The organism is Pseudoxanthomonas putridarboris, from assembly GCF_038321125.1.
Lineage (GTDB): Bacteria > Pseudomonadota > Gammaproteobacteria > Xanthomonadales > Xanthomonadaceae > Pseudoxanthomonas_A > Pseudoxanthomonas_A putridarboris.
In genome coordinates this window covers 72,410-96,112 of sequence record NZ_JBBWWT010000002.1, presented here as the reverse complement: position 1 = coordinate 96,112, position 23,703 = coordinate 72,410, and the positions used below count along the sequence as shown (strand labels likewise).

23 protein-coding genes and 1 pseudogene are annotated in these 23,703 nt (G+C 68.2%); 10 read left to right on the top strand and 14 right to left on the bottom strand.

Annotated features, from left to right (window positions below):
• Positions 1 to 365: 365 nt before the first annotated feature.
• From AAD027_RS19035 to AAD027_RS04495, 3 genes and pseudogenes are all read right to left on the bottom strand, one after another.
• Positions 366 to 659 (bottom strand): annotated as a pseudogene (locus AAD027_RS19035) (DUF6531 domain-containing protein); the annotation flags it as partial.
• Positions 660 to 1,468: 809 nt separating this feature from the next.
• Positions 1,469 to 2,599: a PilT/PilU family type 4a pilus ATPase gene (locus tag AAD027_RS04500; protein ID WP_341724831.1), complete on the bottom strand. Its 1,131-nt coding sequence runs from the start codon at positions 2,597 to 2,599 to the stop codon at positions 1,469 to 1,471.
• A gap of 133 nt (positions 2,600 to 2,732) precedes the next feature.
• Complete coding sequence (locus AAD027_RS04495; RefSeq protein WP_341724830.1) at positions 2,733 to 3,770, bottom strand: type IV pilus twitching motility protein PilT; 1,038 nt, start codon at positions 3,768 to 3,770, stop codon at positions 2,733 to 2,735.
• Between the two features lie 92 nt (positions 3,771 to 3,862).
• Between AAD027_RS04495 and AAD027_RS04490 the strand changes: the two genes are divergently transcribed.
• From AAD027_RS04490 to AAD027_RS04480, 3 genes are all read left to right on the top strand, one after another.
• Positions 3,863 to 4,546, top strand: coding sequence for a YggS family pyridoxal phosphate-dependent enzyme (locus tag AAD027_RS04490; RefSeq protein WP_341724829.1), 684 nt, complete (start codon positions 3,863 to 3,865; stop codon positions 4,544 to 4,546).
• Between the two features lie 51 nt (positions 4,547 to 4,597).
• Positions 4,598 to 5,446, top strand: coding sequence for a pyrroline-5-carboxylate reductase (gene proC, locus AAD027_RS04485; protein WP_425605390.1), 849 nt, complete (start codon positions 4,598 to 4,600; stop codon positions 5,444 to 5,446).
• Positions 5,447 to 5,509: 63 nt separating this feature from the next.
• On the top strand, positions 5,510 to 5,977 hold the full coding sequence (locus AAD027_RS04480; RefSeq protein ID WP_341724828.1) for a DUF4426 domain-containing protein: 468 nt from the start codon (positions 5,510 to 5,512) through the stop codon (positions 5,975 to 5,977).
• 223 nt (positions 5,978 to 6,200) lie between these two features.
• Here AAD027_RS04480 and AAD027_RS04475 read toward each other — a convergent pair whose 3' ends face one another.
• The gene (locus AAD027_RS04475; RefSeq protein ID WP_341724827.1) at positions 6,201 to 6,998 is read right to left on the bottom strand and encodes a cobalamin-binding protein; all 798 of its coding nucleotides are present in this window, start codon (positions 6,996 to 6,998) and stop codon (positions 6,201 to 6,203) included.
• 40 nt (positions 6,999 to 7,038) lie between these two features.
• Positions 7,039 to 7,641 carry a pyridoxamine 5'-phosphate oxidase gene (gene pdxH / locus AAD027_RS04470; RefSeq protein WP_341724826.1) on the bottom strand — a complete coding sequence of 201 codons (603 nt, stop codon included), beginning with the start codon at positions 7,639 to 7,641 and terminating at the stop codon, positions 7,039 to 7,041.
• Between the two features lie 57 nt (positions 7,642 to 7,698).
• On the opposite strand from pdxH, the gene AAD027_RS04465 reads away from it, so the two are divergent.
• Positions 7,699 to 8,529, top strand: a complete 831-nt coding sequence (locus AAD027_RS04465) for a kinase (RefSeq protein WP_341724825.1) — start codon at positions 7,699 to 7,701, stop codon at positions 8,527 to 8,529.
• Between the two features lie 3 nt (positions 8,530 to 8,532).
• Here AAD027_RS04465 and AAD027_RS04460 read toward each other — a convergent pair whose 3' ends face one another.
• The 6 genes from AAD027_RS04460 to AAD027_RS04435 all read right to left on the bottom strand — a co-directional run bounded on the left by AAD027_RS04460 (position 8,533) and on the right by AAD027_RS04435 (position 11,647).
• Positions 8,533 to 8,973 (bottom strand): hypothetical protein, encoded by a 441-nt coding sequence (locus AAD027_RS04460; protein ID WP_341724824.1) that lies wholly within the window; start codon positions 8,971 to 8,973, stop codon positions 8,533 to 8,535.
• Positions 8,974 to 9,029: 56 nt separating this feature from the next.
• Positions 9,030 to 9,302, bottom strand: a complete 273-nt coding sequence (locus AAD027_RS04455) for a DUF4282 domain-containing protein (RefSeq protein WP_341724823.1) — start codon at positions 9,300 to 9,302, stop codon at positions 9,030 to 9,032.
• A 47-nt stretch (positions 9,303 to 9,349) separates the two neighbouring features.
• Entirely contained in the window at positions 9,350 to 9,577 is a 228-nt protein-coding gene (locus tag AAD027_RS04450; RefSeq protein WP_341724822.1) for an SH3 domain-containing protein, read from the bottom strand.
• 130 nt (positions 9,578 to 9,707) lie between these two features.
• Positions 9,708 to 10,016 (bottom strand): hypothetical protein, encoded by a 309-nt coding sequence (locus tag AAD027_RS04445; RefSeq protein ID WP_341724821.1) that lies wholly within the window; start codon positions 10,014 to 10,016, stop codon positions 9,708 to 9,710.
• A gap of 69 nt (positions 10,017 to 10,085) precedes the next feature.
• A complete protein-coding gene (locus AAD027_RS04440; protein WP_341724820.1) occupies positions 10,086 to 10,940 on the bottom strand; it encodes an OmpA family protein in 855 nt (284 codons plus the stop codon).
• A 134-nt stretch (positions 10,941 to 11,074) separates the two neighbouring features.
• Positions 11,075 to 11,647, bottom strand: coding sequence for a hypothetical protein (locus AAD027_RS04435; protein WP_341724819.1), 573 nt, complete (start codon positions 11,645 to 11,647; stop codon positions 11,075 to 11,077).
• A 147-nt stretch (positions 11,648 to 11,794) separates the two neighbouring features.
• Between AAD027_RS04435 and AAD027_RS04430 the strand changes: the two genes are divergently transcribed.
• The gene (locus AAD027_RS04430; protein ID WP_341724818.1) at positions 11,795 to 14,539 is read left to right on the top strand and encodes a protein kinase domain-containing protein; all 2,745 of its coding nucleotides are present in this window, start codon (positions 11,795 to 11,797) and stop codon (positions 14,537 to 14,539) included.
• A gap of 15 nt (positions 14,540 to 14,554) precedes the next feature.
• Here AAD027_RS04430 and AAD027_RS04425 read toward each other — a convergent pair whose 3' ends face one another.
• On the bottom strand, positions 14,555 to 14,758 hold the full coding sequence (locus AAD027_RS04425) for a dodecin family protein (protein WP_341724817.1): 204 nt from the start codon (positions 14,756 to 14,758) through the stop codon (positions 14,555 to 14,557).
• Positions 14,759 to 14,868: 110 nt separating this feature from the next.
• Between AAD027_RS04425 and AAD027_RS04420 the strand changes: the two genes are divergently transcribed.
• The 5 genes from AAD027_RS04420 to AAD027_RS04400 all read left to right on the top strand — a co-directional run bounded on the left by AAD027_RS04420 (position 14,869) and on the right by AAD027_RS04400 (position 18,943).
• Positions 14,869 to 15,411 (top strand): shikimate kinase, encoded by a 543-nt coding sequence (locus AAD027_RS04420; RefSeq protein WP_341724816.1) that lies wholly within the window; start codon positions 14,869 to 14,871, stop codon positions 15,409 to 15,411.
• Entirely contained in the window at positions 15,408 to 16,514 is a 1,107-nt protein-coding gene (gene aroB / locus AAD027_RS04415; protein WP_341724815.1) for a 3-dehydroquinate synthase, read from the top strand. Before AAD027_RS04420 ends, aroB begins: the two co-directional genes overlap by 4 nt.
• A 293-nt stretch (positions 16,515 to 16,807) precedes the next feature.
• On the top strand, positions 16,808 to 17,068 hold the full coding sequence (locus tag AAD027_RS04410; protein WP_341724814.1) for a WGR domain-containing protein: 261 nt from the start codon (positions 16,808 to 16,810) through the stop codon (positions 17,066 to 17,068).
• 126 nt (positions 17,069 to 17,194) lie between these two features.
• A complete protein-coding gene (gene hemE, locus AAD027_RS04405) occupies positions 17,195 to 18,256 on the top strand; it encodes a uroporphyrinogen decarboxylase (RefSeq protein ID WP_341725389.1) in 1,062 nt (353 codons plus the stop codon).
• A 45-nt stretch (positions 18,257 to 18,301) separates the two neighbouring features.
• Positions 18,302 to 18,943 carry a hypothetical protein gene (locus AAD027_RS04400; RefSeq protein ID WP_341724813.1) on the top strand — a complete coding sequence of 214 codons (642 nt, stop codon included), beginning with the start codon at positions 18,302 to 18,304 and terminating at the stop codon, positions 18,941 to 18,943.
• Between the two features lie 97 nt (positions 18,944 to 19,040).
• On the opposite strand, the gene AAD027_RS04395 is transcribed toward AAD027_RS04400, so the two are convergent.
• Positions 19,041 to 20,015: a hypothetical protein gene (locus AAD027_RS04395; protein ID WP_341724812.1), complete on the bottom strand. Its 975-nt coding sequence runs from the start codon at positions 20,013 to 20,015 to the stop codon at positions 19,041 to 19,043.
• 14 nt (positions 20,016 to 20,029) lie between these two features.
• The gene (locus AAD027_RS04390) at positions 20,030 to 23,620 is read right to left on the bottom strand and encodes an ATP-binding protein (protein WP_341724811.1); all 3,591 of its coding nucleotides are present in this window, start codon (positions 23,618 to 23,620) and stop codon (positions 20,030 to 20,032) included.
• Positions 23,621 to 23,703: the final 83 nt, after the last annotated feature.

Here is a 23,703-nt window from a genome sequence, read left to right as displayed (position 1 = left end):
CCACCTTCAGGGTAAGTGACACCCGTCAGCTTTCCTTCGCCGTCATAGGAATAGGCCGCCAATGTGTATCCAGCGCTCTCAATGGAGCTTATGTTTGCTGCCGCAGGATGGGCGATCTCCTCATATCGAAAGGCCAGACTTCGCCCAGTCGAATGGGACACCGAGAACAATCTTCCGTACGAATCGTAAGCGAATGTCAACCCTTCCCCGTTGTTATTCATGATAGTGGTGACTCGGCCCGATACATCGAATCGCACTACATCATCGCCGCGATGAAGGGCATACCCATTCTGGTTTGTTATTCGCCAGCCAGAGCCATCATTTGCCTCGTAACCGCCCGCAACATTGAGAAAATTTAGTGCTTGTCCTCCATCGGCCATCAAAGCCGGACCATTCCTTCCATGCACCAGCCTGATGTTGAGATCATGGCTCCAGCCGCTTCCCAGCCGCCCATCGATAGAGGATTCCGCCGAGTGATAAATGCGAGAGAACTTTATCCAAGGAAGCGACAGATCTATTTCGACCTGACGCTTGTCTCCGGTCGCCACGCTTACCGGATTCCCCACGTAGTCACAGGCCCCGCAAGGAGGGAGTGGCTTGGTCACTGTTCGAGCTATGTCGTGCCTTGCACAAGCCTTGTCCAAGCTACTCCATGCCATGTACTCCGGACATTCCACAGGTCTAGTACGCCAGCCTCGAACCTTCCACGTTAAGGTGCAATGCCCTTGAGTCGCATTAGATGTCATGTCATATAGTCTTGACTCCAAAGAGTTTGTACCGTCGTACCATTTTTGGAACATAGCCCAATCTGAAGTGGGGGTAATAGATACGAAATTGCATGTCGGATACCTAGCATTCATTATGGCTAGCTTCGCGGCAATCGCCCCTGCCTCGCTGGTTGACGCACCTTCTCCTTGTGGACTTGATCCCTCCAGGTTGTACGTCCAATTTCCTACTGTCGGCCCTCTTGGAATTGCACCATAGACGTAGGTGACTTTGTCGATATCAGGGATCACCTGCTCCACGCGTTGCGCCAGTGCGTAATGGCTGCCGAGCGCTCTCACTGCCGAAATCGCAGTGGCCTCAGATGCGAATTGACCAGGCACCACATTGGTAGTCCAGACCTGGTGCGGCGTATGCGTTTGCGCGCGCAGATTCGTTGACGACAGGGCGATCAGAAAAACCAAGAACAATTGCCCCGTGAAAGTCCTTATCTTCGACTCCATACTTCCCCTGGCATAGTTGGCTTTGAATTGACCATCGCTATATTGCGTCGCTCGCAATCACAATGGTTCGGAATGGTGGCAATGTGTACCAAGCTTGTTAGCTATATGCGTTTACTTCAAGCGCACGCGAATATCCTCGACCAGACGGGATCGTCGTCAGGACCGTCACCTCTTTTCCGATTCCCACTAAAAAGGGGCGGTCGCCCGCCCCTTTCTTCAGTGCATCGATGCGAACTGGTGGCTCAACGCACTTCCGCAATCTCCACGCCATCCAGCCCCTGCGCCAGCGTGCGCGCGTCGCCGCCCTGGGCCAGCTTGATGCGCAGGCGCACTTCGTTTTGCGAGTCGGCATAGCGCAGTGCGTCTTCGTAGCTGATCTCGCCGGCCTGGTACAGCTCGAACAGGCTCTGGTCGAAGGTCTTCATGCCGAGGTTGGTGGACTCCTTCATCACTTCCTTCAGCTTGTGGATCTCGCCGTCGCGGATGTAGTCCTGGATCAGCGGCGTGCCCAGCAGGATTTCCATCGCCACGCGGCGGCCCTTGCCATCGGGCGTGGGCACCAGTTGCTGCGCCACCACACCCTTCAGGTTCAGCGACAGGTCCATCAGCAGCTGGGTGCGGCGGTCTTCCGGGAAGAAGTTGATGATGCGGTCCATCGCCTGGTTGGCGTTGTTGGCGTGCAGGGTGCACAGCACCAGGTGGCCGGTTTCGGCGAAGGCGATGGCGTGGTCCATGCCCTCGCGGGTGCGCACCTCGCCGATCATGATGACGTCCGGCGCCTGGCGCAGCGTGTTCTTCAGCGCCGCGTCCCAGCTGTCGGTGTCGATGCCCACTTCGCGCTGCGTGATGATGCAGCCCTCGTGCTTGTGCACGAATTCGATCGGGTCCTCGATGGTGATGATGTGGCCGGTGGAATTCTGGTTGCGGTAGCCGATCATCGCCGCCAGCGATGTCGATTTACCCGTACCCGTCGCGCCGACGAAGATGATGATGCCGCGCTTGGTCATGGCCAGCGTCTTGATGACCGGCGGCAGGTTCAGTTCTTCCACAGTCGGGATGCGCGTCTCGATGCGACGCAGCACCATGCCCACCTGGTTGCGCTGGTAGAAGCAGCTCACGCGGAAACGGCCCACCCCGGCCACGCCGATGGCGAAGTTGCACTCGTGGGTCTTTTCGAATTCCTCGCGCTGCGCCGGCGTCATCACGTTGAGCACCAGGTCGCGCGACTGCTGCGAAGTCAGCGGCGTCTGCGTGATCGGCGAGATCTTGCCGTGCACCTTGATGGACGGCGGCATGCCGGACGTGATGAACAGGTCCGACGCCTTCTGGTGCGCCATCAGCTTGAGGAAGGAGGTGAAATCGATGGTGCTCATGGGTGGCTCCTGTGGAGCCGGGATTCGGGATTCGGGATTCGGGATTCGCAACAGTGAAGGCGACCCAACCCGCATTCCGGTACCGGCTTTTACGAATCTCGAATCCTTAATCCCGAATCCCGCGCTTGTTCGATTATTCGAACAAGCGCTTGTCCTTGGCGTATTCCTTGGCCTGGTTGCGGGTGATCAGCGCGCGCTTCACCAGGTCCTGCAGGTGCTGGTCGAGGGTCATCATGCCGCTCTGCTGGCCGGTCTGGATGGCCGAGTACATCTGCGCCACCTTGTCCTCGCGGATCAGGTTGCGGATGGCCGGCGTGCCGACCATGATTTCCCACGCCGCGGTGCGGCCGCCGCCGATCTTCTTCAGCAGCGCCTGGCTGATCACCGCGCGCAGCGATTCGGACAGCATCGAGCGCACCATCGGCTTCTCGCCGGCCGGGAACACGTCGATCACGCGGTCGATGGTCTTGGCCGCCGAGCTGGTATGCAGGGTGGCGAACACCAGGTGGCCGGTTTCCGCGGCGGTCAACGCCAGGCGGATGGTTTCCAGGTCGCGCAACTCGCCGACCAGGATGTAGTCCGGGTCCTCGCGCAACGCCGAGCGCAGCGCTTCGTTGAAGCCGTGCGTGTCGCGGTGCACCTCGCGCTGGTTGATCAGGCACTTCTGCGAGGTGTGGACGAATTCGATCGGGTCCTCGACGCTCAGGATGTGGCCGTATTCGTTCTTGTTGATGTGGTCGATCATCGCCGCCAGCGTGGTCGACTTGCCCGAACCGGTCGGGCCGGTCACCAGGATCAGGCCCTGCGGCTGCTGGATCAGTTCGCGGAACAGCGGCGGACAGCCCAGGTCTTCCAGGGTCAGCACTTCCGACGGAATGGTACGGAACACCGCGCCGGCGCCACGGTTCTGGTTGAAGGCATTGACGCGGAAGCGCGCCAACGACGGGATCTCGAACGAGAAGTCGACTTCCAGGAATTCCTCGAAGTCGCGCCGCTGCTTGTCCGACATGATGTCGTAGACCAGCGCGTGCACCTGCTTGTGGTCCAGCGCCGGGATGTTGATGCGGCGGACGTCGCCGTCCACGCGGATCATCGGCGGCAGGCCGGCCGACAGGTGCAGGTCCGATGCTTTGTTCTTAACCGAGAACGCCAAGAGTTCGGCGATATCCATAACGCTGCTTCCCCAATTTGCTGCGACTGGAACGATACTTCCCCGAAGGGCAGTATAGCGCTCTTGTAGCTCCCGCCAATGGTTGAACGAACATGCTCGCCGACACCCTCAGCGAGACCCTGCAACGTATTGAAAACGCAGCGGATGCGGCGCAACGGCCAGCGCCGCGCCTGCTGGCCGTCTCCAAGCTGCAACCGGCCGCCGCCGTGGCCGCGCTGGCCGCCGCCGGACAGCATGCTTTCGGCGAAAACTACGTGCAGGAAGCGCAGGCCAAGATCGCCGAACTGGCGCCATCGGCGCTGGAATGGCACCTGATCGGCCACCTTCAATCCAACAAGGCCGACGTCGCCGCGCGCACGTTCGACTGGGTGCAAACGGTAGACCGTCACAAATTGATTGGCGCGCTGTCACGGTATCGGCCGGCCGAACTGCCGCCGCTCAACGTGCTGATCCAGGTCAACATCGACGACGAGGCCAGCAAGCACGGCTGCCACCCGCAAGACATCCCCGCCCTGGCGCGGGCCATCGCCGCCGAACCGCGACTGGCCCTGCGCGGGCTGATGGCGATTCCCGCCCCCCATCCCGACCCGGCGTTGCGCGCCGCCGCATTCAGCCGGATGAAGGCGCTGTACGATGGACTCGCCGCGGAATACCCGCAGGTCGATACGCTGTCGATGGGCATGAGCGACGATTACGCCCTGGCCATCGCGCATGGTGCGACCATGGTGCGCATCGGCACGGCGCTGTTCGGCGCACGGCCTACGCGGTCGCCCTGACACGCCGCACGGCCGCACCCGATTCCTGCATTCCACGTGAAAAACGACGCCATGACACACGCCTCCGCTTCGCGCACCCTGCTCTCCCATCCCATCGCCTTCATCGGCGGCGGCAACATGGCGCGAAGCCTGATCGGCGGACTGGTCAAGCGCGGTGCGGACCCCTCGCGGATCCGGGTGGCCGAGCCGGTCGAGGCGCTGCGCGCCGCGCTGGCCGCCGACTTCGGCGTGCAGGTCTTCGCCGATGCCGGCGAAGCCGCCTACGGCGCCGATACCTGGCTGTTCGCCGTCAAGCCGCAGGCGATGCGGCAGGCCTGCGAATCGCTGGCCGCCAAGGCGCAGTCGCAACGGCCTCTGGTGGTCTCGATCGCCGCCGGCATCACCACCGCGCAACTGCGACGTTGGCTGGGCGACGACCTGCCGGTGGTGCGCAGCATGCCCAACACGCCCGCATTGCTTGGCGCGGGCGTCACCGGGCTGTTCGCCAGCCCCGAGGTCGACGACGCCGGCCGCCAGCGCGCGGAGTCGTTGCTGGCCAGCGCCGGCCCCACGGTATGGATCGACGCCGAGACGAAGATGGACGCGGTGACGGGCGTGTCCGGCAGCGGCCCGGCCTATGTCTTCCTGCTGGCCGAAGCGATGGAAGCGGCGGCGAAGGCAGAAGGACTGCCGGACGACTCGGCACGCACGCTGGTGTTGCAGACCGTGCTGGGCGCGGCCCGCATGCTGACCGAAACCGGCGAGGCACCGGCCGAACTGCGCCGCCGCGTCACCTCGCCCAACGGCACCACGCAGGCCGCCATCGAAACCTTCCAGGCGGGCGGTTTCGAGACGCTGGTGGCCCAGGCGGTCCATGCCGCCACCGTGCGCGGCGGCGAGCTGTCGGCGGCCAACGACTGAATGCCTTCCCTTCATGCGACCCGCATGCATCCCCATGGACCCGGCCGATCCCTTGGTATCGCAATGATCAAACTCCTCGTGCGCCCCACCCTGCCGGTCCTGCTCGGCCTGCTGTTGTCCGCATGTTCCGGCGGCGACGCGCCGCGTGCGGCGGAATTCGTGCCGCCGGCACCGGCGGAAAGCGACTTCGGCACGCTGCGCGTGCGCTACAACGCGCTGCCCACGCTGTCGCTGAGCGAAGCGGTCGCACGCGAGTACGGCGTGCAGCGCGATGCCGGCACCGCGCTGGTGGTGGTGGCGCTGCGCGACCTTTCCGGCGATGAAGAGAAGCATGCCGAGGGCGAAGTAGACGCGGTCGCCGTGGATATCTCCGGTGCGCGCCAGAAGATCGCGCTGCGCAGCGTCGGGACCGGCAGCTACACGGACCACATCGGTACGGCCCGCATCTCGCCGCGCAATACCTACCGTTTCGAACTCGACGTACGATCCGGCGGACGCAGCGGACAGGTGAAGTTCCAGCGCAATTTCTGACCCGTCACCCCTGTAGGAGCGACGCAAGTCGCGACCGCGCCGCAAGAGTCCATGGATACCGGCATGGATGAGCGCGTCGCCACGCGGCTGGTAGGCGAACAAGAAGGGTATTGCCCTTCCCAGCCGCGCGGTCGCGACTTACGTCGCTCCTACAGGGCGGAAGGGCGCGCGTTCGGCGCACCCCCTATCCCATGCATCCCCAACCGGTGCGCCAGGGCGCACCCTACGCGTGGCGCGATGCCCATGCATGGATGATCGCGGCGATCTCCCGCACGCCGTCGGTCAACGCGGCCGGGCCCGGCTGCAGGATCAGCGGCGACTTGATCTCGTGCAGTTCGCCATCGCGCACCGCGGGGATCGCCTGCCAGCCGGGGCGCGCGGCCACCTTCTCGGGGCGGAACTTCTTGCCGCACCACGAGCCCAGGATGATGTCCGGCGCGCGCCGTACCACTTCGCCGCCGTCGGCCAGGATGCGCTGCTTCGCCAGCGGCTCCACCGCCAGCTCGGGAAAGGCATCGTCGCCGCCCGCGATCCGCACCAGTTCGGACACCCAGCGGATGCCGGTGATCTGCGGCTCGTCCCATTCCTCGAAGTACACCTTGGGGCGGCGCGGCAATGTCGCGGCCTGTCCGCGGATGCCGTCCAGTCCTTTCGCCAGCTCGTCCGCGTAGGCGTCGGCCTTCGCAACCACGCCGACCAGCGCGCCGAGCCGGCGGACATAGTCGAGGATGCCGTCCACGCTGCGGTGGTTGGAGATCCACACTTCCACGCCATGCCGCACCAGTTCGGCCGCGATGTCGGCCTGGATGTCGGAGAAGCCGATCGCCAGGTCGGGCTTCAACGCGAGGATCTCGCCGATCTTCGCGCTGGTGAACGCGCTGACCTTGGGCTTTTCCTTGCGTGCCTGCGGCGGCCGCACGGTGAAGCCGCTGATGCCGACGATGCGGTGCTGCTCACCGAGCGCGTACAGCGTCTCGGTCGGTTCCTCGGTCAGGCAGACGATGCGTTGCGGGCCCGTCATGGCAATGCACTATCCGTGGGAGCGGCGCAGGGGGCGCCCCTCACGGATACAGCATCCGCTTGCTCCACGCGCCGGCGGCATCGCGTTCGTAGCGCCAGCGTTCGTGCAGGCGGAACTGCGCGCCGTACCAGAACTCGATGCTCTCGGGCACCACGCGGTAGCCGCTCCAGCCGACGGGGCGCGGCACATCGCGGCCGGCGAATTCGGCCTCCACTTCCGCCATGCGGGCCTCGAAGGCCTGGCGCGACGCCAGCGTCTCGGACTGGATCGACGCCCAGGCACCCAACTGGCTCTGGCGCGGACGCGAGGCGAAATAGGCATCGGCCTCGGCATCGCTCACCGGGACGACATGGCCTTCCACGCGCACCTGGATGCCGGCCTCGCGCAGGCTGCGCCACAGGAACAGCAGCGCCGCGCGCGGGTTGTCGTGCAGTTCGCGGCCTTTCTGGCTGTGCATATGCGTGTAGAACACGAAGCCTTCCGCATCGAACGCCTTCAGCAGCACGGTGCGCGCGGACGGGCGCCCGTCGGGCGTGGCCGTCGCCACCGTCATCGCGTCGGCTTCGGCCTCGGTGCCCGAGGCCTTGGCTTCCTCGAACAGCGTGGCGAAGTGGGACAGGGCTTCCGCGTACAGGTCGGGCATGGCGATACCAACGAAGGGAGGGCAGCCCGCAAGACGGGCATGCGCTATTGTCTCTCGATGACGACGCTTCCGCACCCGCTGGAGAACGAAGGGTTTCCGCACGCCCTGGCGACGTCGGCACTGGCGGCCGCGCGTGCGCTCCCCGGCGGCACCCCGGTCTTCGGCATCGCCGGCCTGCAGGGCAGCGGCAAGTCCACGCTGGCCCGTCAGATAGCGGAACTGGGCCAATCGCAGGGCCTGCGCGTGGCCGTGCTGTCCATCGACGATGCGTACCTGACCCGCGCGCAGCGGCAACGGCTCGCCGCGGACGTCCACCCCCTGCTCGCCACGCGCGGGCCGCCCGGCACGCACGACGTGGGCCTGGCCTGCGCCGTGCTGGATGCGTTGCGCGCCGGCGAATCCGTACGACTGCCGCGTTTCGACAAACTGGCGGACGACCGTGCCCCCGAACGCGAGTGGGACCGGGTCGATGAGCGGCTGGACCTGGTGATATTCGAAGGCTGGTGCCTGCAGGTGCCGCCGCAGGACGAAGGAGAACTCGCCACGCCCCTCAATGCGCTGGAACGCGACGAAGACCCCGACGCCCGCTGGCGGCGCTGGTGCAACGAGGCCCTGGTGCGCGACTACCCGGCGCTGTGGGCACGGCTGGACGCGCTGTGGTTCCTGCAACCGCCCGGCTTCGACATCGTTGCCGCGTGGCGATGGCAGCAGGAACGGCACCTGCATGCCCGCGATCCCGGCCGCGTGGCGATGGACGAAGCGCAGGTGAGGCGCTTCATCCAGTTCTTCGAGCGCGTCAGCCGACAGGCGCTGCGCACCCTGCCGGCCGTCGCCGACGCCACCATCGCGCTGGACGAAAACCGCAAGCCACGGGCCTGGCCCGCGTAGCCGTCACTTGCACTTGAGGTACGGCGACCCCGCGATGTATGGGCGGTACTTGTCGGGCAGTTTCGGTCCGCCGGCATAATCGAAGTCGTACACCTCGATCTTCATCACGCCTTTTTTCTCGTCCGCATTGAGCCTCAGCAAGAACGGCCGCGGCTCGGCGGGATACGGAAAGAAGGCCAGGCTGATGCCCTCGTAGAAGTTGCCCATGAAGCTGGCCGCGTATTCCGGGCGCGTGGCCTTGGGCAGCGCCGGGCCGCCCTCGAACGCGAAGCCGTCGCGCCCCACCACGACCTGCGGCTGGCGCGAACAGTCGCCGCCCGGCGCATAGCGGTCGAAATGCTCCTCGAAGCCGTCGAGGTTCTCCACTTCGATCGCCTGTGCGGCGCCCCACGGCGCCATCGCCGCGGCGAGCGCAAGGATCGCCCTGCGTCCCTGTATTTTCATTGCGGTTCCTCCCGATTGGGATCGTCTAACGCGGTTGCCGGCGCGCCGGCCGCGGATCATTTCCTGCGGATGTCCTGCAGCGCTTCGTTGATCTTGAACAGCACGATCATGATCTCGCAGTAGATCCGCGCCAGCAGCGCCGAGAACACCACCAGGATGGGCGCGGCGACCACCATGCCGAACCCGGCGAAGCCCGAATACTTCATGAGGCCGAATCCCTTGAACATCAGCACCAGGCCACTGATGGCGGCGCCCGCCAGAAGCAGCCAGTAGATGAAGGTGATGATCTTCGGCGTCACCATCGAATCGAAATAGAGCAGGTCGCGCATGGATGGGTTCCTCTTTCTCGGTGTGTTGTATGTGTAGGCGTCGCCGATCAGTCACGGGGGACGTAGCCGACGGTGCCATCGGTGTAAAGGACGATCTGGTCCCAAGTGCGGCCCAGCTCCACCACGCCGCTACGCCTGTACCGCTCGCCGGCGCGGAGCGTTTCCAGCACTGGCGCTTCGGGGTCGGGGAAACTGCGCACCTGGACGGGCCTGCCGGAATCCCAGTTGCCGCCTTGCGACTTCACCCGGAAATCCAGCAGCGCCAGCCGGGCCATCAGAGCGCGCTTGCGATCTTCATTGCATTCCCCCTTTTGCCCATGTCAGTCGTTCCTTGCCGCCAGCACCGCGCCATCGAGCGCATCGGTGATGGCGACCTTGCGCGGCACGCCTTGGACGGTGGAGTGGTCATCGCGGCTCGCGCCTGTACTTGATGCCCATCGGCCCGGACAGCGTGTCGGCGTCGGTCCGCGTGAGCACCAGGGCCGCGCCCCGCGCGTCGGGATGGGTCAGCCGGACCTTGTCGCCATCGATTTCGTACTGCATTTCCACCTCGACGCCGGCCAGTTCCGAAGACTGCACGACCTTGCCGCCATCGTGGGAGGTGAGCGTGCCCATGCCGAATTCGTCGGTATAACGCCCTTCCAGGCCGCTCCCGCAAGCCGACAGCAACATGGCCAGCACCACCAGCGCCGCCACTCCCAACCGATTGCCCATGCCCATTTCCGATCCTCCATTCAATGGAGGGTGCCGCCCCGGCCAACCGCGCGGCACCGCTGCGCCCTGTCACTCCAGCACGATGATCTCGACCCGGCGGTTGGCTTCGTCTTCCGGCGACTCGGGTCGTTTCAGGCGCGCTTCGCCATGCCCTTGCACGTCCAGGCGCGATGCCGGCAGTTGGAACTGCCGCACCAGGTAGTCCCGCACGGCTTCGGCGCGCTGCCTGGACAGGCGCAGGTTGGCCTCGGCCGATCCGACCGCATCGGTGTGGCCGTGGATGCCGATGCGGCGCCCGGCCAGGGACGGCGACAGCAGGATGCGTCCCAGTTCGTCCAGTTGCGGCGTGCCATCGGCGCGCAGGGTCGCCTTGCCGAAATCGAACAGGATGTTGAGATCGATGCGGCCATCCGCGGCCAAGGCGCTGCCGATGCCGCCCGCATCCACCTGGTCGGGCTGGGCGGGCGGCATGGGAATGGCGCACTCCGCCCGCGGCGGCGCGGGCGAGGGGCGGCGGCCGAGATCGAAGTCCTTGCAGCCTCCTCCCCCTCCGCCGACCTTGCCGCTGAAGCGCCGACCCTCGGCGTCGACCAGGCCGTCGAAGGACACCACCCGATAACCGCTTGGGTGCAGCAGCCAGTCGCCGCCCTTCAACCTCAGCCGGCCGGTCGCCGGGTCGTAGTCGCCGGTCATGGTGAAGCAGCCCGTGGGCACTTTCGGATTGCGGGGATCGGCATAGAAGTGGAACAGCGCGCGCGCCTGCGTGGGCGTGGCTTCCGCGATGCTCAGCGTCAGTCCGGTCAGTCCCTGCGCGCAGACGTAGGTTCCCACCCATTCGCCCAGCACGCTGCGCGGCGGCGCGGACTGCCGGTCGTCGGCGCCGGCGGCCATCGCACGCGGCGCGCACGGCCACGCGGCGATCATCGCCGCGCAGGCCAGTGCGTGGACGATCCGGTGAACCGCCGCCTGTCCCGGCCCATGGGCCCGGTGCGGCGCGGCCGCCGGTGCGCGCGCGGACGCGGACGGAGGCGGCCCATGCGGGGACCCCGCCGCGCCCATCAGGGAACCCGCCAACCGTCGCTGGTCTTGACCAGGGTCATGCTGCTTTCGACCGGTTCGACCATGCCCTGGATGCCCTTGAACATTTCCGGCTCCACCCAACCGGGCGCGTCCTTGAGCCGCCAGGTGTAGGTCACCTCGGTGAAGGTCATCCCCTTGCCCTCGCCGGGTTCGGTCCAGCGCACGACTTCGTGCAGGCGCCGGCTGCCGATGCAGATGCCGTCCTTGGCGTCCCATACGCCGGCCTTGCGGCCCTTGTCGGTCAGGTCGATGCGCCAGCGGCTGCCCATGAAGCCGCTGCGTTCCCGGGCAAGTTCCAGGAACCCCGCGTCGACCGCGCCGGCCAGGATCGGCTCGTCGGCGGGCGAGCCGAAACCGAAGTCGACCACCACCGGCCAATCGAAGTTCGTGTTCTGCAGGGTCCAGCAGCGCGGCCGGCTGTCCTTCCGCAGTTCCTCGTCGATGATTTTTCCCAGCGATCCCTTGGACAGCCCGTCTCCGCAGCCGGCCAAGGCCAGCGCCATCAGCACGAGGCCCGTCACCGCCACTGCCCGCCTGTTTCCGATCGTCATGTCCGCGCCTCCGTCTGGTGCCTGGCCACCGATGCTGGCGGTCCGGCGACGCGGTGTCCTCACGCCACCTTCAAGGAACCTTCAAGCCTGTCCGCAGCGGCGGTGCGAGCGGGGTTGCCGCGCCGCAGCGGGCGTTATCATCCGGCCATGCCGTTCTCCTCCCCTCCCCGCGACGCTCGGCTGTACCGCTGGCGCTTCGGCAGCGTCGAGTTCGACGAGGCGCGCCACGAACTGCGCGTGGCCGGGCTGGCGGTGGACATCGAGCACAAGCCGCTGGAAGTGCTGTCGCTGCTGCTGCGCCACGTCGGCGAAGTGGTGACCAAGGAGGAACTGTTCGACAGTGTCTGGGCCGGCCGGATCACCGTCGACCACGTGCTGGCCACCGCCGTGGGCAAGCTGCGCAAGGCGCTGGACGCGGCCGGCGAGAGCCGCATCGCCACGGTGCCGCGGATCGGCTACCGCTTCGACGGCCCGGTCGAACGGACTGCGGTCGGCCGGCAGCCGGGCAGCGTACTGAAGCTGGAGATCGGCCAGCCGGTGCCGGGGCGCGAGCACTTCCTGCTCGAACGCCCGCTCGGCAGCACCCTGGGCAGCGAAGTCTGGCTGGCACGGCAACCGCGCAGCCGCGAAACGCGGGTGTTCAAGTTCGCCCTCGACGGCGAACGGTTGTCGTCGATCAAGCGCGAGGCCACCCTGCTGCGGGTGCTGCGCGACACCCTGGGCGAGCGCGACGACTTCGTGCGGGCGCTGGACTGGAACTTCGAGTCCGAACCCTACTTCCTCGAATGCGAATACGGCGGCGAGGCGCTGCCGGAATGGGCCGCGAAGGACGCGCGGCTGGCCGCGCTGCCGCGCGAACCGCGGATCGCCTTCTTCCTGCAGATCGCCGACGCGGTGGCCGCCGCGCACGGGGTCGGCGTGCTGCACAAGGACCTGAAGCCGGCCAACATCCTGGTCGCGGCGCACGGCGGCGACTGGCAGGTCAGGTTGACCGACTTCGGCAACAGCCGCCTGCTGCAACCGGAACGGTTGGCCGAACTGGGCATCACCGCGCTCGGCCTGACCGCGCCCCGCACCGACGGCGACACCTCGGGCACGCCGCTTTACCTCGCGCCGGAGCTGGTGGCCGGGCAGCCGCCCACCATGCGCAGCGACGTCTACGCGCTGGGCGTGATGCTGTACCAGTGCCTGGTGAGCGACCTGCGGCGGCCGCTCGCGCCGGGCTGGGAACGCGAGATCGACGACCCGCTGCTGCGCGAGGACATCGCCCAAGCCACCGACGGCGACCCGGCGCGGCGCATCGCCAGCGCGGCGGGACTGGCCGAACGCCTGCGCCACCTGCCACAGCGTCGCACCGAACGCACCCGGCGCGAAGCCCAGGAACGCGCCGCCGCCGAATTGCGCCAGGCGCTGGAACGCACCCGCGCCCGCCGCCCGTGGGTGGCCGCCGCCGTCTCCGCGCTGTGCATCGGCTTGCTGCTCAGCGGCCTGCTGTGGGGGCACAGCGAACGGCAACGGCGCATCGCCCAGCAGCAGGTCGCACGCACCGAAGCAGTGGTGCGTTTCCTCGACCATGCGCTGGGCACGATCAGTACCGGCAACAGCGGCCACGGCAACAACGCGACCATCAGGGAAATGCTGGAGTACGCTTCGGCTCCCGGCAACGGATACCTGTCGGACGATCCGGAGGTGCGCGGCGACATCCACACCCTGCTGGGGCGATCCTGGCGGAATCTGGGGGACTCCGCACGCGGCGTGGTCGAATACCGCACGGCGGTGGGCGGTTACGCCCAAGCCCTCGGCGAAAGCCACGAACTGACGCTGAAAGCCCGTTACGCGCTGGCGCGCACGCTGGCCTACATGCAAACCGCGCAAGCCTTCGCCGAAGCCGGTGCGTTGCTGGACGAGACCGATCGGCTGGCCGGCGCGCGCCTGCAGCAAGACAATGCACTGGCGCTGCAGGCGGCGCTGGAGCGCGGCATCTTCCACCTGCGCCGGCTGCAGATGGAGCCGGCGCTGCACGCATTGCGCCGTGCCGATCGCCTGCAACGCAAGATCGCACCGGACGATGCCGGGACCGCAGCGCTGATCCGCGGCAACATCGCCGATGCCCTGCGACGTTCCGGCAAACCGGAAGAAACCCTCGCCTGGCTGCGTGCCGCGCAGGCCGACCCGTTGCTTTTCCCCGAACGCATCGGCGAGGTCAGCGTGGCGCTGCTGCAATCCGCTTCGGCCAACGCACTGCACGATCTGGGACGCCATGCCGAAGCGCTGCCGCTGGCGCGTGCGGCGGCGGAAGAAAGCAGGAAATTCCTCGGCCCCGACGATTACCTCACCCTGGTCCAGCTTTCCACGGTCGCCAGTATTCATGGCGCTTCGGGAAACTGCTCCGCAGCACTGCCGCTGGCCCGCGACGTGCGCGAACGCATGGCTCGGCGATTCGGCGAGAACATGCAAGCCACGCTGATCGAAACCGGCAATCTGGGAAAAATCGAACTCGATTGCGGCGAACGCGACGCGGGCATCGAACATCTGAGCCGGGCCGAAGACCGCTTGCGTGCGGATTTCGGCGAAGACAACGTGGCCGCGCACAACTTCCGCTATGCGCTGGCGCGCGCGCTGGCCGAACAGGATCGCTACCGCGAGGCACTGGCGATGGCCGAGGGGCTCGACGTGGAGGCGCTGACCGCCGGCGATCCCGCGCCCGGCTGGGAACATCGCCTGCGCGCGTTGCGCGGGCGCATCCTGATGCTGTCCGGCGACGCGCCGGCGGGGCGCGAACTGCTGGCCGAGGCGCTGCCCGCGCTCGTCTCGCTCGGCACCGAGGAGCCGGACGACATCGGGCAACTGCGACGGCTGCTGGACGGCGGCGAGGCCGCCGCCGGACCTTGAGCGGTCAGGCGGCGCCTACGAAACCACGAAGCTGATCCGCAGGTTGACGCGCCATTCGGTGACGTTGCCGCCGTCGTCGGTGACCACCTTGATCTCGTTGACCCAGGCGCCCTTGAGGTTCTTCACCGTCTCGGCGGTCTTGCTCAGGCCCACCTTCACCGCATCTTCGATGCTGGTCTTGGAGGCGGCGTTGACTTCGATGATCTTGGCTACGGACATGGTGCGATTCCTTCCAGAAGAGTGACCCGGCCATCCGCCGGGAATCCAACTTACCCGCCCCGCCGTTAAGCCGGCGACACGCCCGCGCGCAGTGCTAGCATCTGCCCATCATGAATCCGGCCCCCAACCTGATCCTCGTCGGCCCCATGGGCGCAGGCAAGACGTCCATCGGCAAGCGCGTGGCCGAGCGCTTCGGCCTGCTGTTCGTGGATGCGGACCACGTGATCGTGGAACGCGCCGGGGCCAGCATCCCGACCCTGTTCGAGCATGTGGGCGAGGCCGGCTTCCGCGAACGCGAGAAAGCCGCGCTGAAGGACCTGCTGGCGGGCCACGGGCAGTTACTGTCCACCGGCGGCGGCGCGGTGCTGGACGCGGACAACCGTGCGCTGATGCGCCGGCGCGGCTACGTGGTCTATCTGCGCGTCGGCGTGGAAGCGCAGTTGCGCCGGCTGGGCCGCTGCACCAACCGGCCGCTGCTGCAACGCCCCGACCGCGAGGACGTGCTGCGCGAAATGGCGGTGCTGCGCGAACCGCTGTACCACGAAGTGGCCGACCTGACCCTGGACACCGACGGCCTGACCCCGCCGGAGGCCACGGCCCGCCTGACCCAACTGCTGGTCCACCGCTGGCAGCCCATCGAAGAGAACGCATGACCACCGCACGCACCGTCGACGTCGGCGGCGAACACCCCTACACCATCGCCATCGGTCCCGGCCTGGCCGGCGACGGTACCGCACTGGCCCGCCACGTGCGCGGCCGCCACGCGCTGCTGGTCAGCGATTCGATCGTGGCGCCGCTCTACGCCGGCGCCGTGCGCGAAGCGCTGCATGCCGCCCGGCCGGAGCTGGCCATCGGCACCTTCGTGCTGCCGGCCGGCGAGGAATCGAAGACGCTGGCGCACTTCGGCGCCGCCATCGATGCGCTGGCCACGCTGGGCGCCACTCGCGACGCCTGCGTGTTCGCGCTGGGCGGCGGCGTGGTCGGCGACCTGGCCGGTTTCGTCGCGGCCTGCTGGATGCGCGGCGTGGACTGCGTGCAGTTGCCCACCACGCTGCTGTCGATGGTGGACTCCTCGGTGGGCGGCAAGACCGCCGTGGATATCCCGCAGGGCAAGAACCTGGTGGGCGCCTTCCACCCGCCGCGCGCGGTGTTCGCCGACACCGCGACGCTGGCTACGCTGCCGCCGCGCGAACTGCGCGCGGGGCTGGCGGAAGTGATCAAGTACGGCGCCATCCGCGATGCGCGCTTCTTCCAATGGCTGGAACAGGAACGCCCCGCGCTGCTGGCCGGCGATCCGGACACGCTGGCGCTGGCCATCGCCGCCAGTTGCGAGCACAAGGCCGAGATCGTCGAACGCGACCCGCTGGAGAAGGGCGAGCGCGCCCTGCTGAACCTGGGCCACACCTTCGGCCATGCCATCGAGACCCAGCAGGGCTACGGCGGCCTGGGCAACGACAATCTCAACCACGGCGAGGCCGTCGCCGTGGGCATGGTGCTGGCCGCCCGGCTGTCGGCCGACCTGGGCATGGCCCCGGTCGCCGACGCCGACCGGCTGGAATCGCTGTTGCAGGCCTATGCCCTGCCCACCCGCATCCCCGCCGGCCTGGCCGCGGACGCGCTGCTGGCGCGCATGCGGCTGGACAAGAAGAACCTGGCCGGCCGCCTGCGGCTGGTGCTGTGGCGGGGCATCGGCCAGGCCGAGGTGGTACCGGGCGTGGACGAAGCACGCGTGCTGGCGGTGCTGCGCGCCGGCTAGCGGAGTTTTCCAGCAACTCCATCCGTCGCCTTCCATTGTGGGAGCGACGTCAGTCGCGACTCACGTCGCTCCCACAATGCACGCACTGATGAGCCGGCGCACCTGCGCCCGCCGCTTCCGTAAGCCACCGGTGCCAGCCTCGGGCAACGGCCGACCAGCGGTCGGCCCGCGCACAGCGGCGGCTGGAAACCACCGACCATCGCCGCCGCGCCGGGCACCTCGCCTTCGGCCTACCGACGACTTCCGCGGCGGCCGACCCTGCCCGCGCGGGCCGCAACCGCTACAATCCGCCCATGCGCGTCCTCCTCCAGCAACGCCCCGGCGCGGGCGAAGCGCCCCGCTACGTCCAGCTGACCCTGCAGCCCGATCTGTTCGGGGGCTGGGAACTGTTGCGCGAAACCGGCCAGATCGGCGGCCGCGCGCAGCTCAAGCGCGAGCAGTACCTGCTGCAGGACGAGGCCACCGCCGCGTTCGAGAAAGCCCGCGACAGCCACCTCAAGCGCGGCTTCCAGGTGACCTTCGTGCGTGGCGCCGAAGCCCCCAGGAACCCGTAGCGGGTTCCGGTCGCGGGCCGCCGGTTGCCGGAGCGAAGACCGGGACGGCCACCCGCGACCTGGAACCCCGAACCCGCCATCGACCCCCACATGCCTTCCGGAACCTCCGCCTTGTCCACCCCTGCCCTGAAGAACGACCGCCTGCTGCGCGCACTCAAGCGCCAACCCGTGGACCGCACGCCCGTATGGCTGATGCGCCAGGCCGGGCGCTACCTGCCCGAGTACCGCGCCACCCGCAAGCAGGCGGGCAGCTTCCTGGGCATGGCGAAGAACCCGGAGGTGGCCTGCGAAGTGACTCTGCAGCCGCTGCGCCGCTTCGACCTGGACGCGGCCATCCTGTTCTCCGACATCCTGACCATCCCCGACGCCATGGGGCTGGGCCTGTATTTCGTGGAAGGCGAGGGCCCCAAGTTCGAGCGCACCGTGCGCAGCGCCGCCGACGCGCAGGAGCTGGGCGTGCCGGACATGGAAACCGAGCTGCGCTACGTGATGGACGCGGTGCGAGTGATCCGCCGCGAACTGGACGGCAAGGTGCCGCTGATCGGCTTTTCCGGCAGTCCGTGGACGCTGGCCTGCTACATGGTGGAAGGCGGCGGCAGCAAGGACTACGCCCGCATCAAGGCGATGGCGCTGAACGACCCGGCCACCCTGCACACGCTGCTGTCGGTCAACACCGACGCGGTGATCGCCTACCTGGCCGCGCAGCGCGCGGCCGGCGCACAGGCGCTGCAGGTGTTCGACACCTGGGGCGGCGTGCTGTCCCCGGCGATGTACCGCGAGTTCTCGCTGCCGTACCTGCAACGCATCGCGCGCGAACTGCGGCGGGGCGAAGGCGACGAGCGCACGCCACTGATCCTGTTCGGCAAGGGCAATGCCGCCTACCTGGAAGACCTGGCCGACAGCGGCGCCGAAGGCGTCGGCGTGGACTGGCTGGTGGAACTGTCCGAAGCGCGCCGCCGCACCGCCGGCAAGGTCGCGCTGCAGGGCAACCTGGACCCGGCCGTCCTCTATGGCTCCCCCGAGGCGATCCGCGCGCAGGTCAAGCGCACGCTGGACAGCTACGCCGAAGGCGCCGGTGGCGGCCGCGACGGCCATGTCTTCAACCTGGGCCACGGCATGTCGCCGGACATGAACCCCGAGCACGTCGCCGTGCTGGTGGATGCCGTGCACGAATTCAGCGCAAGATAAACGCCACGCGCGCCGTCCGGCCGCGTCCACCCATGGAGTGACGCAATGGATTGCCGCCGCCTGCTGGTCCCCGCCGCCGCGTGCCTGCTGCTGGCGGCCACGCTGCGCGTTCGGGCCGAGGACGCGCCCCCACTGCGCGCGCTGCAGGTACAGGGGCGCGACTTTCCGTCGTTGACGATGGAGATTGCTCCCGATCTGGCCGATGCCGCGCATGGCCTGTCGCCGGTGCCGGGCTGCGACCGGATCCGCGTGCGCCGCCTGGACGAACTGGCGCCGGACTGGCGCCGGCGCGTCCACGGCGTGCAACTGGATTGCGATACGGCCACCGCCAACGATGCCGGTTTCGAGACGGTGGCCCTGTCCGCGCGCGCGCTGCTCAGGCCGGGCCAGGTGGAACTGGCGGGGCATCCGGTGACGGAAGTGCGGTTGATGGATTCGGAACTGTGGGGCGACCACCAGTACATCGTGGACGCTCCGTACGGACAGGCCGCCGAGTCCCTGCGGCGGCATGTCGAGGCATCCTGCCGTCTATGGCGGCTGCGCGAGGAAACCGACGCCGCCGGCTGCACGATGAGCGCGGTCGGCGACGGGTTGTTCCTGTCCACCAGCGAGATCGGCGGCATCTGGATCCATCCCGATCCGGAAAACGCGCGGCGCACCGTCTATGCCGAGGCCTGGGCGGACTGACCGCACGCCGCGTACCGGGCCTTGCTCCTCGTTGCCGCTCGTGCACGGATGAGAGCCTCGCGGCACGGTGGAAGCACATCCACTGCGCCGGATGCGATCACCCCACCCCGGTACGGCGCCCATGCAGGCGCGGCGTGTTGCCATCGCTCCGCTCGGGCGGCGCGCGGTATTCGAAGCGGATCTCGCGGTGCGTCGCCGGCACCTCGGGCGTCATGTCCTCCGGCGGATGGCAGCCGGGTATCCAGCGGCCACTGGCGCTCATCGACATGAGCTGCATCGCCTTCGCCTCGGGCGCTTCCGGATCCACCGCTTCGACGCGATCGGCGAATGCGACGGTGCGCAATCCGTCCTCGCGGCGGATGTGCATCAGGTTCCCGGCCGCCGCGTCGTCGGGCACGGCAACCTGCACGATCGGCGGCGGCATCCAGCATGCGCCGGTGCTGAACAACGACGTCTGCCGGACCAGCGGCTCCATCAACGCCTGCAACCGGGACTGGACGCGCGCCGGCTTGAGCGCGTCCGCCTCGGCGCTGAAGCGTCCCTTGATGAAATACAGGTCCTTGGCCAGCAGCACCATCGCCGAACTGTAGTCCTTGCCGTCGCGTTGCAGCGACATGGAAACCGCATAGGCGGGCAGTTGCCTGCGTTGCTTCCCCGAACCCGTGGCGATGGCGTACCCGCGCAACGGCGCGATCTCGGCACGGCTGTAGCCGCCATGTTGCCGCACGCCCTCCAGCGTCCCCTTGGCTTCCTCCAGCAACCGTCCCTGCGGCAGCACGCCGGCGGGATAGAAATAGATGTCCACCCAGCGGTCGCGGTGCACGCGATGCTGGTAACGCACGGAGACGCCCATCTCCGCCTGTTCGTAGCGATGCTCGCCGCGCGCTTCCCAGTCGCCGACCGCGAGCGGATAGAGGATGCGCGTCTCGGTCAGGAACCCGCCCAGGAAAGGCGCCCCGTCCTGCTGCGAGGCCGCTTCGGCCTGCTGCGCCGACGACACGGACGTGCCCCTGTCCTGCGCCGCCGCGATGGCCGGGCCCAGCAACAGTCCGCCCAGCCAGCGTCTCGCCATGTCGCGCCGCGTCGTCACGCGCCGCCGCCCTGATCGTTTCCGCCTTCGCGGGAGGGCGGGGAAGGGGCGCTGGCCATCGCCTGGGCCACGACCTCCGCCAGCATGTCGCCGGTGACCGGTTTGCGCAGGAAGCTGTCGAAACCGGCGGCGCGCGCCTGCGGTTCGGCCTCGGCATCGGCGCGCGCGGTCAACGCCACCAGCGGCGCGACGAATCCACGCTGGCGCAACTGCTGCGCCAGTGCCATGCCGTCCAGCCCCGGCAGGTCCAGGTCCAGGAACGCCAGGTCGAAATCCCCGCCCGACGCTTCGGCCAGTGCCGCCAGGCCATGCGGCGCATGCGTCACCCGGTGGCCGCGCGCGCGCAGCAGGCCGGCGACGACCTCGGCCACCGTCATGTCGTCCTCCACCAGCAGGATGTGCAGGGCCAGCGGCGCGGCGCGCATCGGCGCCGGGGTCGCCGCAACCATCCCGCCTTCCACCGGCACCAGCGCCGGCAGGTCGACGAAGAAGCGCGTGCCCTTGCCCGGCGCGCTTTCGACGCTGATCCGGCCGCCCATCGCCATCGCCAGTTCCTGGCAGATCGCCAACCCCAACCCGCTGCCGCCGTAGCGCGCCGCGGTGCGCGCGCCCTCGGCCTGTTCGAACCGCTGGAACAGCCTGGCCAGCTGTTCGGCATTGATGCCCGGGCCGGTGTCGCCGATCTCCACGCGCAGGCCGTGCGGCGACAACGGCAGCGCGCGCATCGACACGTGGCCGGCTTCGGTGAACTTGATGGCGTTGCCCAGCAGGTTCAGCAGGATCTGCCGCAGGCGCAGCGGGTCGCCGCGCACCGTGCGCGGCACGCCCGCGGCGATGCCGTCGTGGAAGGCGAGCCCGCGCTTGCCGGCCACCGGCGCCATCAGGGCGACGACATCGTTGAGCAGCGTATGCAGGTCGAAGTCGATCTGCTGGAACTCCAGCTTGCCGGCCTCGATCCTGGCCAGGTCCAGCGCATCGTTGACCAGCCGCAGCAGGTGCGTGCCGGCGCGCTGGATGGCATCGGCATAACCGCGCTGGCGCGCATCCAGCGGCGTGGACTGCAACAACTCGGTCATGCCCAGCACGCCGGTCATCGGCGTGCGTATCTCGTGGCCCAGCGTGGCGAGGAAGCGCGTCTTCGCCAGCGATGCCTGTTCCGCCAGTTCGCGCTTGTGCTCGGCCAGCTGCCAGGCGCTGCGACGGCGCACGCGGCGGCGATAGGCGGCCGCCATCGCCAGCATCGCCAGCAGACCGAGCAGGCAGAACAAGGCGATGCCCCATGGGCTGCGCCACCATGGCGGCAGCACGCGGAAGCGCAGGTGGATCTCGCGCGAGGCGTTGCCGGCGGCATCGAAGGCCTGCATGCGCAGCAGGTAGCGGCCCGGCGACAGCGCGGAGAACACGCGTTCGCCGCTGGCGCCCTGGTCCACCCAACCCTGGTCGACGCCCTCCAGCAACGAGCGATATCGGTTGGCCAGCGGATCTTCGTAGTTCAGCAGGCGCATGCTGATCTGCAGTTCGTGGTCCTGCGGCCTCAGCTCCAGCCCATCCTGCACGGGGAAGTGCATGACGTCGTCGCCACGGCTGACCTGCAATCCGTCCAGCACCAGGCTGGGCGTGAGCGGCTCGGGGTCGGGCAGATGGGTATCCAGCAGCATCACCGAGCCATCGGCGGCGGTGCCGGCCAGCAGGCCGTCGGGCGTCATCAGCAGGCCGCGGTCGTTGAATTCCTGGCTGAGCAGGCCATCGCGCACGCCGAAACTGCGCAACAGCGCGTGCGAACCCTGCGGGTTGGGATCGATGCGGAACACGCCGCGCCGCGTGCCCAGCCAGACGCGACGCTGCGCGTCCACCTGCAACCCGGTCGACTCCACCGCCGGCAATCCCTCGGCCACGCCGATGCGCCGCTCGCGCACCCAACCCTTCGCACCGTCGCGACGCCAGGCCTCCACGCCGGACAACCGGTGCAGCCACAGGCGGTCTGCGTGCTCGAAGGCGAACGAGAACACGCGCTCGTCGCCGAGCGAAGGCACCGCAACGAATCGGCGCGCGGCCGGATCCCAGCGCAGCAGGCCGGCGGCGCCGCCCAGCCACACGCTGCCGTCGGGCGCACGCACGATGGCCTCCGTGTCCGGCAACGCGGCGCCTTCGTCGGATTCCTTGTCCACCGTGTCCAGCACGCGGCCGGTCAGCAGGTCGCGCCGTTGCACGCTGCCCATCTGGGTGACCAGCCAGACGCTGCCATCCGGTGTTTCCACCAGCCAGTCCACGGAGGTCCCGTCGGGCGTGGCGTCCACCGCGCTCTCATGCGTCCACCGATCCAGCTGGCCGGTGTCGGGATCGATGCGCAGCACGCCGGTACGGTGGCCCAGCCACAGCTTTCCCCGGCTGTCCTGCAAGGCGGACGTCAGGCGCATCTCCGCCAGCATCGCTTCGTGCAGGCCCAGCGGCACGATCTCGCCGGTGCGCGTGTCCAGACGCTCGACCTTGCCGGTGCTGCTGGCCAGCCACACCCCATGGTCGCCGGCCTGCGACAGTCCGCGGTACAGGCCGCCGCCCAGTCCCTGTGCCGTGGAAAAAGCCGCGGTGCGGCGCCAGTCCGGACGCAGGTAGGCCAGGCCGCGCGTGGGCACCGGCACCCACAGGCCGCCATCGGGCAGCATCAGCACCGTCTGCAGCACGCGTCCGATGCCGACGCTCTGGTGGTCGTAGTTGACCGGCGCGGGGGCGCCATCGCCTTCGGTGCGCCACAGGCCGCCCTGGCTGGCCAGCCAGTATTCGCCCCGCCCATCGTGCGTCATCGCGATCACCGCATTGGGGCGCGCGAACATCGGCGACCAGGGCGGCGTGACCCAGCCGCCGTCCGGCGACCACCGGTGCACGCCATCGGAAGCGCCGACCCAGACGGCGTCCTGGTCGGCGTTGACCGAGTAGACGATCAGGCCATCGCCGCCAGGCAACGCATGGCGCCGCACTTCGCGACCGTCGTAGCGCGCCAGCCCGGCCATCGTGCCGATCCACAGCGCGCCGCGCGCATCGAAGGCCAGCGAAAGCACCACATCCGAAGGCAGGCCATCGGCCGCGCCCTCGACGGCGGCGAACCGGCTGATGCGGCCATCGGCCGACAACCGGTGCAGGCCACCGCCGAACGTACCGAACCAGATATCGCTGCCGGCGCTGGCGATCGCGAAGACGTCGTCGCTGGCCATCTTCGGATGCGAAGCCATGCGGTAATGCCGGAAGCCCTTGCGCTCGGGTCCCATCACGCTGAGTCCACCGTTCTCGGTAGCCACCCAGATGCGATCGGACGCATCGATGTGCAGCGCCTGCACCACGTTGCCCGGCAACGACGCCGGGTCGGCGGGATCGTGCCGCCATACCTTGAAGTGCACGCCGTCGTAGCGGGCCAGCCCGTCCCAGGTGGCGATCCACAGGAATCCGGCGCGGTCGCGGGTCAGTGCGGGAATGGTGGTGGAAGGCAACCCGTCGGCCGCGCCCAGCAGGCGGAAGCGCGGGATCTCCGGCACGGCCGCCCAGGCCGGGGCACACAGCAGGCACAGGACCAGCCACCACGCACGCATCGCCATCCCCACTCCACCTTCCATTGCTGATTGCTCACCCCGTCCGGCATCCTCGCAACGGACCGTTGCATGTGCAAGCGGAGTATCTT

What these genes read in the sequence shown, in the direction of transcription:
- AAD027_RS04445 (WP_341724821.1), bottom strand. Translation starts at nt 10,016, where the DNA reads ATGGGCAATCGGTTGGGAGTGGCGGCGCTGGTGGTGCTGGCCATGTTG.
- AAD027_RS04460 (WP_341724824.1), bottom strand. Translation starts at nt 8,973, where the DNA reads ATGAAAATACAGGGACGCAGGGCGATCCTTGCGCTCGCCGCGGCGATG.
- pdxH (WP_341724826.1), bottom strand. Translation starts at nt 7,641, where the DNA reads ATGCCCGACCTGTACGCGGAAGCCCTGTCCCACTTCGCCACGCTGTTC.
- AAD027_RS04420 (WP_341724816.1), top strand. Translation starts at nt 14,869, where the DNA reads ATGAATCCGGCCCCCAACCTGATCCTCGTCGGCCCCATGGGCGCAGGC.
- AAD027_RS04430 (WP_341724818.1), top strand. Translation starts at nt 11,795, where the DNA reads ATGCCGTTCTCCTCCCCTCCCCGCGACGCTCGGCTGTACCGCTGGCGC.
- AAD027_RS04490 (WP_341724829.1), top strand. Translation starts at nt 3,863, where the DNA reads ATGCTCGCCGACACCCTCAGCGAGACCCTGCAACGTATTGAAAACGCA.
- AAD027_RS04480 (WP_341724828.1), top strand. Translation starts at nt 5,510, where the DNA reads ATGATCAAACTCCTCGTGCGCCCCACCCTGCCGGTCCTGCTCGGCCTG.
- AAD027_RS04400 (WP_341724813.1), top strand. Translation starts at nt 18,302, where the DNA reads ATGGATTGCCGCCGCCTGCTGGTCCCCGCCGCCGCGTGCCTGCTGCTG.
- aroB (WP_341724815.1), top strand. Translation starts at nt 15,408, where the DNA reads ATGACCACCGCACGCACCGTCGACGTCGGCGGCGAACACCCCTACACC.
- AAD027_RS04465 (WP_341724825.1), top strand. Translation starts at nt 7,699, where the DNA reads ATGACGACGCTTCCGCACCCGCTGGAGAACGAAGGGTTTCCGCACGCC.
- AAD027_RS04395 (WP_341724812.1), bottom strand. Translation starts at nt 20,015, where the DNA reads ATGGCGAGACGCTGGCTGGGCGGACTGTTGCTGGGCCCGGCCATCGCG.
- AAD027_RS04500 (WP_341724831.1), bottom strand. Translation starts at nt 2,599, where the DNA reads ATGAGCACCATCGATTTCACCTCCTTCCTCAAGCTGATGGCGCACCAG.
- AAD027_RS04435 (WP_341724819.1), bottom strand. Translation starts at nt 11,647, where the DNA reads ATGACGATCGGAAACAGGCGGGCAGTGGCGGTGACGGGCCTCGTGCTG.
- proC (WP_425605390.1), top strand. Translation starts at nt 4,598, where the DNA reads ATGACACACGCCTCCGCTTCGCGCACCCTGCTCTCCCATCCCATCGCC.
- AAD027_RS04425 (WP_341724817.1), bottom strand. Translation starts at nt 14,758, where the DNA reads ATGTCCGTAGCCAAGATCATCGAAGTCAACGCCGCCTCCAAGACCAGC.
- AAD027_RS04390 (WP_341724811.1), bottom strand. Translation starts at nt 23,620, where the DNA reads ATGGCGATGCGTGCGTGGTGGCTGGTCCTGTGCCTGCTGTGTGCCCCG.
- AAD027_RS04440 (WP_341724820.1), bottom strand. Translation starts at nt 10,940, where the DNA reads ATGATCGCCGCGTGGCCGTGCGCGCCGCGTGCGATGGCCGCCGGCGCC.
- AAD027_RS04450 (WP_341724822.1), bottom strand. Translation starts at nt 9,577, where the DNA reads ATGGCCCGGCTGGCGCTGCTGGATTTCCGGGTGAAGTCGCAAGGCGGC.
- AAD027_RS04455 (WP_341724823.1), bottom strand. Translation starts at nt 9,302, where the DNA reads ATGCGCGACCTGCTCTATTTCGATTCGATGGTGACGCCGAAGATCATC.
- AAD027_RS04410 (WP_341724814.1), top strand. Translation starts at nt 16,808, where the DNA reads ATGCGCGTCCTCCTCCAGCAACGCCCCGGCGCGGGCGAAGCGCCCCGC.
- AAD027_RS04495 (WP_341724830.1), bottom strand. Translation starts at nt 3,770, where the DNA reads ATGGATATCGCCGAACTCTTGGCGTTCTCGGTTAAGAACAAAGCATCG.
- AAD027_RS04475 (WP_341724827.1), bottom strand. Translation starts at nt 6,998, where the DNA reads ATGACGGGCCCGCAACGCATCGTCTGCCTGACCGAGGAACCGACCGAG.